The sequence below is a fragment of the Streptomyces tailanensis genome, from assembly GCF_008386495.1.
Classification (GTDB): Bacteria; Actinomycetota; Actinomycetes; order Streptomycetales; family Streptomycetaceae; genus Streptomyces; species Streptomyces tailanensis.
In genome coordinates, this window is sequence record NZ_VTHJ01000005.1 from 78,996 (window position 1) to 91,591 (window position 12,596).

General features: G+C 69.8%; 7 protein-coding genes and 1 pseudogene. 5 read left to right on the top strand and 3 right to left on the bottom strand.

From position 1 onward, the window contains the following. Positions 1–47 precede the first annotated feature (47 nt). Positions 48–1,261, top strand: a pseudogene (locus tag F3T56_RS06100) (glycoside hydrolase family 64 protein). A 28-nt stretch (positions 1,262–1,289) separates the two neighbouring features. On the opposite strand, the gene F3T56_RS06105 reads toward F3T56_RS06100, so the two are convergent. Beyond that, a complete protein-coding gene (locus tag F3T56_RS06105; RefSeq protein ID WP_149823654.1) occupies positions 1,290–2,339 on the bottom strand; it encodes a LacI family DNA-binding transcriptional regulator in 1,050 nt (349 codons plus the stop codon). Positions 2,340–2,476: 137 nt separating this feature from the next. Between F3T56_RS06105 and F3T56_RS06110 the strand changes: the two genes are divergently transcribed. Then, on the top strand, positions 2,477–3,355 hold the full coding sequence (locus F3T56_RS06110) for a hypothetical protein (protein ID WP_149823655.1): 879 nt from the start codon (positions 2,477–2,479) through the stop codon (positions 3,353–3,355). 17 nt (positions 3,356–3,372) lie between these two features. Here the strand turns inward: F3T56_RS06110 and F3T56_RS06115 are convergent, their stop codons facing one another. Then, positions 3,373–4,344, bottom strand: a complete 972-nt coding sequence (locus F3T56_RS06115; RefSeq protein WP_149823656.1) for a multicopper oxidase domain-containing protein — start codon at positions 4,342–4,344, stop codon at positions 3,373–3,375. A 189-nt stretch (positions 4,345–4,533) separates the two neighbouring features. Here F3T56_RS06115 and F3T56_RS06120 point away from each other — a divergent pair, with 189 nt between their 5' ends. Genes F3T56_RS06120 through F3T56_RS06130 form a run of 3 tightly spaced genes read left to right on the top strand, consistent with a single transcriptional unit; the run spans position 4,534 to position 11,423 of the window. Then, positions 4,534–7,014 carry a ThuA domain-containing protein gene (locus F3T56_RS06120; protein WP_172638824.1) on the top strand — a complete coding sequence of 827 codons (2,481 nt, stop codon included), beginning with the start codon at positions 4,534–4,536 and terminating at the stop codon, positions 7,012–7,014. Further along, complete coding sequence (locus F3T56_RS06125) at positions 7,014–9,224, top strand: OmpL47-type beta-barrel domain-containing protein (protein ID WP_172638825.1); 2,211 nt, start codon at positions 7,014–7,016, stop codon at positions 9,222–9,224. Before F3T56_RS06120 ends, F3T56_RS06125 begins: the two co-directional genes overlap by 1 nt. Before the next feature lie 6 nt (positions 9,225–9,230). Next, on the top strand, positions 9,231–11,423 hold the full coding sequence (locus F3T56_RS06130; protein ID WP_246203437.1) for a HEAT repeat domain-containing protein: 2,193 nt from the start codon (positions 9,231–9,233) through the stop codon (positions 11,421–11,423). A 121-nt stretch (positions 11,424–11,544) separates the two neighbouring features. Here the strand turns inward: F3T56_RS06130 and ligD are convergent, their stop codons facing one another. Beyond that, positions 11,545–12,555 carry a non-homologous end-joining DNA ligase gene (gene ligD, locus F3T56_RS06135; RefSeq protein WP_149823658.1) on the bottom strand — a complete coding sequence of 337 codons (1,011 nt, stop codon included), beginning with the start codon at positions 12,553–12,555 and terminating at the stop codon, positions 11,545–11,547. Positions 12,556–12,596 lie beyond the last annotated feature (41 nt).

Consider the following 12,596-nt stretch of genomic DNA (forward strand, 5'->3'; position numbering starts at 1 on the left):
GCTCCACCCCCTGTGCCTCCACTCCCCCACACCCCAGGAGGCCCACCATGCTTTCCCGACGTCTCTTCCTCGCCGGGACCGCCGCCGTCGTCGGCACCCCCATCGCCGGGAGCGCTCTCGGCTCCCCCGCCCAGGCCGCGCCCGCCACCTGTGAACTCGCCCTGCGGAACGCCTCGTTGCCGGGCACGGTCCGGGCGTACGTCACCGGGCACGAGCAGTCGACCGGCGCCTGGGTTCTGTTGCGGGCCGACGGCAGTGTCTACCGGCCGGCCTCGCCCTCGGCACCACAGACACCGTTGCCGGTGGACTGCGCCATCCCGCTGGGCTCGGCCGGCTCGGCACCGACCGTGTTGACGCTCCCTCAGATGTACGGCGCCCGCGTCTACTTCGTGCGTGACGACACCCTCGACTTCTTCCTCAACCCCGGCCCCGGGTGGAGCCCGCGTTCGCCACGCCCGCCGACCCCAACTACGGCAGGACCTGGTCGTTCTGCGAGTTCACCTTCAACCCGACCCAACTGTTCGCCAACATCAGTTACGTCGACCTGGTGACGGCCCTCCCGATCGGCCTGACGTTGGAGGGCGACGGCACGCACACCGTCGCCCCGCTGCCCGACGGGGCGGTCGACCGGATCGCCGCCGATGTGGTGGCGCAGGCGGCGCGGGACGGACAGCCGTGGGACCAGCTCGTCATCCGGGGCGGCGACGGCAAGGTGCTGCGTGTGATCTCCCCGCAGAACCTGATGGCGCCGTACTTCGACCAGCCCGACCGGATGCCGTTCCGCACGTACTGGGACGCGTACATCGACCAGGTGTGGGAGAAGTACCGCGGGACGGACCTGACGATCGACCTCCAGGGCGGCCGAGGTGTGCTCACCGGCCGAGTCGGCGGCGACACGCTCACGTTCACCGGCGGGCATTCCTTCGCCAGGCCGACCTCGAAGGACATCTTCACCTGCAACCACGGCCCGTTCGCCAACAATCCGGGCGACCCCGACGACAAGAAAGGCCTCCTCGCCCGTCTCGCCGCTGGTTTCAACCGCTCGATCATGCTCACCCATCCCGCGCAGCCGAACGGGGCGACGGCGGCCGACTACTACCAGGGGACCGTGAGCAACCACTGGGCGCGTGTCGTGCACGCCAACTCGCCCATCGGGTATGCGTTTCCGTACGACGACGTACGCCCCGACGGGCAGCCGGACGTGTCGGGCGCGGCGCACGACGGCAACCCGCGTCGCTTCACGGTGACGGTGGGCTCGTAGCCCTCCCTCCCTGCCGGAGCGGGACCGGTTACGCGGAGGCGCGCCGTACCAGCGTGGTCGGCAGGACCACGCTGGACGGGGCGCCGCCCATACTCCCCCGCTCGTCCCGTCCTCGCTGTTCGAGTCCCCTCAGCAGGATCCGGGCCATCAACCTGCCCATCTCCTCTATGTCCTGACGGACCGTAGTGAGCGGTGGATCGGTCTGCTCGGTCACCGGCAGCATGTCGTCGAAGCCGACCACGGCGACGTCCTCGGGCACCCGCCGCCGCTCGCGCAGAACCCGCAGGGCGCCGGACGCCGAGAGGTCGTTGGCGGCGAACACCGCGTCCAACTCCGGGCAGCGGTCGAGGAGTTCGCGCATCGCGCGCTCCCCGCCGGCCGGTGTGAAGTCGCTCTCCGCGATCAGCCGGGGGTCGGCGTCCACCATGACGTCCCGGAACCCGTCGAGCCGGTCCACCGCGGAGGTCTGGTCGAGGGGGCCGGTGATGTGGGCGATACGGGTGCGGCCGAGGCCGACGAGATGGCGTACGGCGTCCCGGGCGCCGCCCCGGTTGTCGCTGTCGACGTACACGGTGGGCCCGTTGACGCGCGTGCCGTCGCTCCAGCCGGGCCGTCCGCCGAAGACGGTCGGCACGCCGGCGCCGTGGATCAGTCCCGGCAGCGGATCATCCAGGTGCAGGGAGAAGACGAGAGCCCCGTCGACGTGACCGCCCGCGAGATACCGCCCGACTCGCGCATAGTCCTCGCGCCCCTCGGTGAGCAGCAGCACCAGCTGTGAGTCATGTGCGGTCAACTCCTTGCTGATGCCCCGGAGTTGAAGGGCGAAGAAGGGGTCCGCGAAGACCCTGGTCTCCGGCTCGGCGATCACCACGGCCACCGCGTCGTGCCGTCGGGTGACCAGGCTCCGGGCGGCCTGGTTCGGCACGTACCCGAGCTCGTCGACGGCCCGCCGCACCCGCTCCACCAGCGTCTCCCGCACGCCCTCGCCCCCGTTGACGACCCGCGACACGGTCGCCCGCGACACCCCTGCCCGCGCGGCCACGGCCTCCAACGTGGGGCGCGACGCTGTCTCGGTCACTTCGGGACTCCTCAAGAGCGGTTGCCGATCAGGATAGCCGCGAGGAACGCCACCTTGAGAGCGCTCCCACCCACGGAAAGGGCTTGCGCGCGAGCGGAGTCCGGGTGAGGATCACACCATGATGACGAGAAAGGCCCATGCGGTCTGAGCGCCTCACACCATACGCCCGCCTGCCGCGCGCGTACCGCGATCTGACCCTCCTCCACAGCACCATCGACGCCTTCGGCCGCGCCCATTGGCTCCTACGCGAGCGCGAGTCGGCGGAGCAACCACCGGGGCCGTACGACGCGATGGTCGTCACGGTCGCCGACGAGGGCTGCCACGAGACGCGGCTCAGCTCGGTGCTGCCCCGCTTTCCCAGGATCGACTCGCTACCGGACGGCGGCTTCGTTCTCGCCGACAGCCGCTGCCGCGAGGGCGACGACCAAGTCCAGGTGTTCGACGCGCTCGGACGCCCCACCTGGACGTACCTGGTCGGTGACGCCATCGAGCACCTGTTGACGGACGAGTCCGGCGACCTGTGGGTCGGCTACTTCGACGAGGGCATCTTCGGCGACGACCCCCTGAGCGCGGCGGGCGTACGTCGCTGGAGCAGTACGGGCGAGCCCCTGTGGGCGTACAGCCCGCCGCCCGGCGCCGACTGGATCGCGGAGTGCTACGCGCTCAATGTGGACGTTCGCGCGGCTTGGGTGTACCCGTACACGCAGTTCGCCCTGCTGGAGGTACGCGGCGACGGCCCACCTCGCGTGCGTACGACCTCGGTCAAGGGTGCGACCGGAGTGGCGGTGCACGGGGAGCGGGTCGCGTTCCTCGGCGGTTACCGGAAGGACGGCGACAGGCTGGTCATGGCCTCGCTCACCGATTCGTCGGTCGAGACCGTGTCCACGACCCGTCTGGCCTGCGCGGACGGCTCCCCGCTCCCTGCCCGGCGCCATGTCGTGTCACGCGGCCCACGCCTCTACGTGCGGGAGCGGCGGAAGACCGAGTGGGCGGTGCTGGACATTGGCGAGCTTTAGCGCTTGAGGCAAGGCACTCAGTGTTCGTGCGGCTCGTACCCCGGGATCGTCCCGTCCGGCTTCCGCACCAGGAACAGGCCGACCATGCCCATGTCGGAGTGGCTCTGGACGTGGCAGTGGTACATCCAGGCGCCCGCGCCGACGCCCTCGCCGGCGATGATCTGGAAGCCGAAGGAGTCGGCGGGGCCGCAGATCTTGTTGTCGATGACCTGGCTGGGGTCGTCGGGGCCGGTGAGTTGGCCGGTGCGGTTGTCGGCCCAGCGATGACCGTGCAGGTGGAAGGTGTGGTAGTACTCGCCGTGGGTGATGACGACGAACTCGACGCGATCGCCCACCGTGGCGTCGAAGTTGGGGCCGGAGTGGGCCGGTTTGTTGTTGATGAGCATGTCGTTGAAGACGACGGTGACGGTCCTGTCGGGGAGGACGTCGCCCTTGCGGCGGACGATCACCGGACCGTAGAGGCCCTTGCGGATGCCGCCCGTACCGTGTTCCGTGCCGACGACATGGTCGTGGTAGTGCCAGTAACCGGCGCTGCCCGCACGCCAGGTGCCGTCCTTGCGGGTGCCGGGGGCGTGGGTGCGCCAGGTGTAGGTGCGGGTGCCGCCGGGCTCGACGTCGCTCTTGTTCAACCTCGTGCCGTCGCTGGAGGTCTCGTAGTCGAGGCCGTGGACGTGCAGGCTCGCCGCCACGTCCATGGTGTTCTCGAACTCGATGTGCAGCGTGTCGCCCTCGTTGAGCTCGATCAGCGGGCCGGGGATGGAGGCCTTGCCCTTCTCGAAGCCGTAGCCCATCTGCCCGTCGGGCAACTTCTCGGCGTACAGCTTGATGTGCTTCACCTCGCCGCCGGCCGGAGCCGTCCTCGCCGAGGTGGCGGCGCTCGCGGCCTCGGGAGCGCTGACCGTCCCGATCGCCACGGACAACGATGTCGCGGCGGCCGCGCCACCGAGCAGCACCCGCCGGTTGAACCCTCGTCTGTCCATCCCGTCCATGCGGAACACCCCACCCTGCTACGGAACTTGCCAAGACGCGTCTGTGATGAACCTGAGAGACGGTAGCGACAGCGAGCCCGTTTATCCACACCCAGGACAAAGTTCATGCCATTACGGTCATAGGTATTGGCGCACCGGGCAAAGGGGTCTAGCTTCCTTGGCGCTGTTGCTGTGACCGAGGAGGTGCCCATGTACTTACGAGGGTTGAGCGACGCGAGAAGACCGGCCTGGGCGGCCGCTCTGACCGCCTCGGCCGTCGCCGCCGGACTGCTGTCGGGGCCGGCCGCCCATGCGGGCCCGGCCCCCGACCCCTCCCTGACAACGATGTCGATCAAGTCGCCACCGGGCGGCACCGGCCCACAAGTGCTGATCTTCCACGGTTCCGCGGCCGCCGGGGAGGAGTCCCCGGTCGTGAACGCCGGTATCGAAGCGATCGAGAAGATCGGGCTTTCGGGGCCGGCCGCCGAACGGTTCGAGGTCGTCGCCACCGACGACGCCTCCGTCTTCACCGACGACACCCGGCTGAGTGGCTTCAACGCCGTGGTCTTCCTCACCGGTGGCGGCGATGTCCTCGACCCCGAGCAGGAGGCGGGTCTTGAGGCCTACATGGAGGCGGGCGGCGGCTTCGTCGGCATCCATGACTCGGCCCGCGCCGAGCCGTACTCGGACTGGTTCACGGGCCTGATCGGCGCCCGTCCGGCCGCGTCGAGCCCCACCGCCGTACAGCGGGCGACGGTTGAGGTGGGCGACCGGCGGCATCCGGCCACCAAGGACCTGCCCGTGCAGTGGAAGCGGCCCGACAAGTGGTTCAACTGGGTGAAGAACCCGTCCGGCACCGTGCACACCGTGGCACGGGTGCGCGAGTCGACGTACCAGCCGGGCACGGGCGCGGGCGGCTGGGACCATCCGGTGAGTTGGTGCCGTGACTACGACGGCGGCCGTTCCTTCTACACGAGCATGGGCGGCACCGTGTCGGCGTACGACGAGACGGACTTCCGTACGCATCTGCGCGGGGCCCTGCTGTGGACGTCCCGGCTGGCGCGGGCGGACTGCAAGGCCACGATCGACGCCAACTACAAGGCGGAGCGGCTGACCCAGCCCAACCAGCCGGGGCAGAACGACCAGATCGGCGAACCGCACGGCCTGGTCACCGCGCCGGACGGGCGTGTCCTGTACATCGGCCGGGGCGGCGCGGACTCCTCGCAGCCCGTGGTCACCGACTGGAACAACCCGGACATCGGCAAGGGCAAGGGCGAGATCCACGTCTACGACCCGAAGACCAAGCAGGTCACCTTGGCGGGCGCGCTCACCGTCTTCGGCAACAAGGGCGGCGGGGATGAGCTGATCAAGGTCGAAGAGGGCCTGCTGGGCATCGAGTTGGACCCGTCCTTCCAGCAGAACGGCTGGGTGTATCTGCACTACACGCCCCACTCCCAGATCAACCGCGACACCCGCATGGCCGAGCGTCGCGTCTCCCGCTTCACGCTCGACCTCGCCACGAACAAGCTGGACCTGAGCAGTGAGAAGGTGCTGCTCAAGTGGCCGGTGCAGATCCACAGTTGCTGTCACGCGGGCGGCGGGATGACCTGGGACTCCCAGGGCAACCTGTACATCGCGACCGGCGACAACAACTCCAGCGGCTTCAGCAGCGGTTACTCGGGCAACAACCCCGAGCCCAACTACAAGGGCGTCTCGTTCGCGGACGCGCGCCGCACCGCCGGCAACACCAACAACCTCAACGGCAAGATCCTGCGCATCCGCCCGAAGCCCGACGGCACGTACACCCTGCCCGACGGCAACCTCTTCACCGGCAAGGAGACCGACGAGGGCGGCGGCAAGACACGGGGTGAGATCTATGTGATGGGCGTCAGGAACCCCGCGCGTATCTTTGTCGACAAGAAGACGGATGTCCTCTACGCCGGCTGGGTCGGCCCGGACGCGAGCGCCCCGTCGACGACCTGGGGTCCCGCGAAGTACGACACGTTCGCCGCCATCACCGAGGCGGGCAACCGGGGTTGGCCGTACTGCATGGGCAACAAGCAGCCCTATCGGGACCGCAATCTGCCGGACCCGTCGCAGCCGCTGGGCTGGTACGACTGCGACGCCCCGAAGAACGAGTCCCCGAACAACGACGGGCTCGTCAACCTGCCCCCGGTGACCGGCAACAACATCTGGTACTCGCCGCAGGGCGGCGCCCCCGACTTCCCGCGTGACGCGAGCGGCGTCCCCTCGTACAAGAACGAGGAGGCCACGTATCTGCTGCCGTGGCTGAAGGGTGGCGGGCAGGCCACGATGAACGGGCCGGTCTATCGGTACGACGCCTCCGTCACCACCTCCGGTCAGTGGCCCGCGTATTGGGACGGCAAGTGGTTCGTGGGCGACTTCTACGACGCCGACCAGCCGCGCCACGCGGTGCTCATGGACCCGAAGAACCAGGGCAGCGGCGGGCTCCCGATCCACGCGGAAACATTGAAGAGGATCGTGCCGGTCGGCAACGAGGGCATCAGGAACCTCATGGACTGGAAGTTCGGGCCGGACGGCACGCTGTACGTCCTCGACTACGGGCGCGGCTTCTTCACCTCGGACTCCAAGTCGGCTCTGTGGCGGGTCACTTACACAGGCGGGGGCCCCACTCCGGCTGCCGGTCAGATCGTACGGAAGGCGGAGTGATGCGCGAAAGACGCTTGTGGGCAGCCGTGTTGGCTGCCGTGCTGGTGATCGTCGGGCTCGCCTCGACGCCTGCGTCGGGCCGTGCGGAACCGGCGGAGGCAGCGGAGGCGGCCGCGGCCCAGGTTCTCACCTGGACCGCCGGTGACGACATCAATAGGTACACGACCGCCCCGCAGACGGCGGTGGCGGGCCCAACCACCATCGTCTTCGAGAACAGCGCGGCGACCGGCAACACCATGGGAATGCCGCACACCTTGACGTTCGACGTCTCCGATCCGGAGTACAACAACGACGTCCCGCTCAACATCCTGGCCAACCCGAACGACGACCAGGGCGGCCGGTACACCGCCGAGGTCACGCTCACCCCCGGCCGTTACCGCTACTACTGCACGATCCCCGGCCACGGTCAGATGCAGGGCATCCTCGTCGTGACCGAGGGCACCGGCGAGGACACCACCGCGCCGGAGACGTCCGCCTCGGTGGCCGGAACGCAGAACTCCGAGGGCGCCTACGTCGGTTCGGCGACGGTGACGGTGAGCGCGTCCGACGCGGGCGGCTCCGGAGTCGAGCGGATCGAGTACGCGCTCGGCGACACGGGCGCCTGGGTGCCGTACACCACGCCCGTCGTGATCGACCAGGTCGGCGCGCACAAGGTCCGCTATCGCGCGGTCGACAAGGCGGGGAACACGGCGGCCGAGAAGAGCGTCGAGTTCTCCGTGGTCGCGCCGCCGACCGACGACACGACGGCGCCGGAGACGTCGGCGACCGTCGCCGGTGAGCGGAACCCGCAAGGGCAGTACATCTCCATGGCGACGGTCACCGTCTCCGCGTCGGACACCGGCTCCGGGGTCAACACCATCGAGTACGCTCTCGGCGATGCGGGCGCCTGGCAGCCGTACACCGCGCCCGTGATGGTGCACGAGGTCGGTACGCACAAGGTGCGGTACCGGGCGACGGACAAGGCGGGGAACGTCTCGGCCGAGAAGAGCGTCGGCTTCACCGTCGTCGCCCCGCCCGCCGACGACACGACACCGCCGGTCACCGGTGTGACGGTCGAGGGCGACCGGAACTCCTCCGGCGCCTACCTCAAGAGCGCGAAGGTCACCGTCACCGCGACGGACCACGGCGGCTCGGGTGTCGCCGCGATCGAGTACTCGCTGGACGGCGGGCCGTATCTCACCTACACCGCACCGGTGGTAGTCGATCGCGCGGGCACGCACACGGTGACATACCGGGCGAGCGACAAGGCCGGCAACACCGCCGCGGCCCGCTCGGTGAGCTTCACGGTCGTCGCGGGCGGCGGCGTCCCCGCGCCCAACTGCGCCGAGTACGACGAGCGGTTGACGGTCTTCGTCGGCACGGTCGACACGGGTGTGCCGAACCGGGTCACCAACAACCGTTGTCGTATCAACGAGTTGATCGAGGACGAGAAGGAATGGACGTCCCACGCGCTGTTCCTGAAGCACGTGGACACCGTCCTGGACGGCCTGCTGACGGAGGGGGTCGTCGATCAGCGCGAGTACGACGCCGTCGCGGAGGCGGCGCGGGAGTCCGGCATCGGCAAGCCCGGACAGACCGAGGGCTACCGCACGATCATGGACGGTACGCAGGAGTCGTTCACCAAGTGGCAGCACGTGGGCGGCGGTTCGTTCGCGCTCAACCCCGACGGTTCGATCACCTCCGGTACGACCAAGACCGGGCTCGGCATGCTGTGGTTCCCCGAGCGGAAGTACGGCGACTTCTCGCTGCGGCTCCAGTGGCGGGACGACGCACCCGGCACGTCCAACGCCAACTCCGGTCTGTTCGTGCGGTTCCCCTGGGTCCACGAGCACCCCGAGGAGTCGCGGCCGGAGTGGGTGGCCATCAAGTACGGCCATGAGGTGCAGGTCCTCGACCGGCCCGACGGCGACATGTACAAGACGGGCTCGATCTACGGCTTCGACCGCGTCGGGCTAGCCGGTGCGGGCGTCACCCAGAAGGGCACCTGGAACGACTACGAGATTCGCGTGGTCGACCAGCACTACTCGGTCTACCGCAACGGCGTGCTGATCAACGAGTTCGACAACCTAGGCGGCCAGGACTTCACCCCGCCCCGCTCGGACGACCCGGGCACGGACGGGCGACGGTTCGCCTCCGGTTACCTCGGACTCCAGGTGCACGGCACGACGGATGTGGTCTCTTACCGGGACATCCGGATCAAGGAGCTGTAGGGGCCGGTGACCGGTTCGGCCCGGCCCGTTGTCAGTGGCGTACGGCATGCTGTGATCAGTGGCTGCCGTACGCCACTGCGCAACGGGGAGGCTCTTGTGCTCACGGGGATCGACGACGTCGACTGGGCGTCGATGGGGCATGCGTACACCGAGTCGGCGACCGATGTGCCGGATCTGCTGCGGGGTCTGGCCTCGGACGATCCGGCCGAGCGGGACATCGCGCTGGACGGGATGTACGGGGCGGTGCATCACCAGGGGGACGTGTACGACAGCACGGTGGCGTGCATACCGTTCCTCTTCGAGTTGGCCGCGATGGAGGGGCTCCCCGACCGGGCCGCGATCGTGCATCTGCTGTGCAGCATCGCGGGCGAGGAGAAGCCCGATCCGGAGGAGATCGGCGGCCTCTTCGAGGACGAGGAGGAGGACGCGGCGTACGTCCAGCACTTCCTGGACGCCTGGGCCGGGGTCCGCGAGCGCGCCGACGCCTTTCTCGGGTTGCTGACCGACCCGGACGCGGAGGTGCGCGCGGCGGCCGCCGGGGCGCTGGCGCATGTGCACCCGGATCCGGTGCGGGTGTTCGGGGTGGTGCGTGAGCGGTGGCCGGACGAGCGGGAGGCTGGGGCGCAGCGCGCTCTGGTGAACGCGGTCGGAGAGCTGGCCGACAAGCACGCGGAGCTGCTGGCCGAGGAGGCGGGGCGCCTGCTGCGAGCGGCCTTGTCCGTCGCCTGCGACCCCGAGGCGCGGCTGACCGCGCTTGATGAACTGGCCCACAGCGCGCCGCGGTCACTGCCGGAGAACACCGCGGAGATCGCGCTCGGTGCGATGCGGCACGCGTACGAGCGGAAGGCGGCTGTCGCCGAGGCGGCCGTGCCGGAGCCCGGGCGCCCCCGGACGGACACGATGGTGTCGTATCTGCGCGAACTGGAGGCCACGCACTACGCGAACGCCGACACCGACGAGACTCCCGGGCTCCTGCGGAGACTGCATCGGAGGCTGGGCGACCGGACCGACATCCGGTTCCCGCTGCTCATGGACCAGCTCGGCAGCCCCGACTGGGGGCAGCGCATGGCCGCGATCAACATGTGCGGGGAGGTGCTGACGGGGTGGCGGGCCCCGGACGACGAACCGGTGATCGCGCTCGCCCGGCAGCTGCGGGAGCCCGAACTGCGTCTCAACAAGGCCGCGTTGGACGAGCTGCGCCATCTGGCCCCGATCGCCCATGTCGTGGCCGATGACGTGGCAGCCTTCGTCGAGGAGTTCTCGGAGGGTGTCCGCAGCCATGAGAAAGGTCTCGGCTGGGAAGACATGGCGATCGGCAAGGCCATCGACGCACTCGCGCTCCAGGGCGACGAGCGGGTCCTGGGCGCGCTGGAGTCCATGGTGCGCCGACTCCCGGATCCGCCTCGGAATCTCGAACGGTGGCTCACGGCGCTCGGGCGCGACACAGCGGCCGAACTGGGCCCTGTGTTGCACGAGCGGCTCGCCGCGCTCGGGCCGGACGACCGGAGCGCCGCCGGGGACCGGCTGGTCGGCGGGCTGGGCGTCCTCACCCACCCCGAGTCGCTGGCGCCGCTCGTCGGCCGACTCCGCGAAGGCCGGGAAGGCCGGATGACCCAGTGGTACGTGCTGCGGGCTCTGGCCCGGTACGGCGAGGTGGCGGCCCCGACAGCCCCGCTGCTGCGGAAGCTGGCCTCCGGCGCCGGCGCCCCCGTGAACCGGCTGGCAGCGGCCCACGCCCTGTGGGCGGCGACCGGTGACACCGGGACGGCGCTGCCGGCCCTCCGCGCCGGCGTGGAGTCCGAGGACGCCTCCGCCCGCGACCTCGCCCTCCGACTGCTCGGCTCCCTGGGCCCGGCGGCAGCGCCCCTGGGCGACATCGTGCGCGCGGCGGACGGGGGCGCCCGCGCGGCGATCACCCTCTGGAAGGTGACCGCCGACACCGACGAGGCCCTGCCCCGCCTCCTCCACCACTGGACCACCGACCCGAAGTTCCGCGCGGCCATAGCCGCCTGCCTGACCGACATGGGCACCGCCGCGGCACCGGCCCTGCCCCTCATTCAGGCGGAGCTGGCCTCCTCACGCCGCCACCACAACGACGGGTCGGCGACAAAACCACGCCAAGACATCACGGCGGACGAGGAGTTGCTGAGGGACTGCCGCCGAATACTGTCAACGCTGGGCGGTTCGGCAGCGCCCTGAAGGGCCGAAGGCCCTTCAGGGGCGCGGGGCCGCATCGATATGCGGCTCCGCCGCGTGGGCGCGACCAGCCACGACGATCCCGCAGACGCCCAACAACCCATCGCGGCAATCGGTGGTGCGCCTACGACTTCTTCGCCCTGCTCGGCTGCACCCGCTTGGGCTCACCCGGCATCTTCGGATACTCCGGCGGATACGGCAGATCCCCGAGCCCATGGTCGTGCTCGTCCCGCGCGGCCAACTCCAACAGGGCCTCCAGGGAGTACGCATGGTCGTCCATGTCGGCGTGCACATCGCCCCGTTCCGCGAAGCGCACCGGCATGGTGGCCAGGTCGAAGTCGCGGGGCGCGGCGACGCCCACCTCGTCCCAGGTGAGGGGCGCGGAGACGGGGGCGTGCGGGTGGGGTCGTACGGAGTAGGCGGAGGCGATCGTGCGGTCGCGGGCGGTCTGGTTGTAGTCGACGAAGATCTTCCGGCCGCGTTCCTCCTTCCACCAGGCCGTCGTCACCTGGTCCGGCATCCGGCGTTCCAGCTCCCGGGCAGCGGCGATGGCGGCGCGTCTGACCTGGGTGAAGGTCCAGTGCGGTGCGATCGGCACGAAGACGTGCAGGCCGCGGCCGCCGGAGGTCTTCGGCCAGCCGCGCAGGTCGCCGTAGTCATGGAGGACGGAGCGGAGTTCATGGGCGGCGCGGACGGCGTCGTCGTAGTCGGTGCCGGACTGTGGGTCGAGGTCGATGCGGAGTTCGTCGGGGCGGTCGACGTCGTCACGGCGTACCGGCCACGGATGGAAGGTGAGCGTGCCGAACTGCGCTGCCCACAGGACGGCGCCGACCTCGGTCGGGCACATCTCGTCGGCACTGCGGCCGCTGGGGAAGGTGATGTGGGCAGTGGGGATCCAGTCGGGCATGTTCTTGGGGGCACGCTTTTGGAAGAAGTTCTCGCCCGTGACCCCGTCCGGGTAGCGCTCCAGGGTGGTGGGCCGGTTGCGCAGGGCGCGCAGGATGCCGGGGCCGACGGCGAGGTAGTACCGGGCGAGGTCCAGCTTGGTGAAACCGCGTTCAGGGAAGAACACTTTGTCGGGGCTGGACAGCCGTACCGTCCGCCCGGCCGCCTCCAACTCCACCGCATCACCCATGCGGCCACGGTAGGCGGAACGAACAGAAGGCGCATACCGGG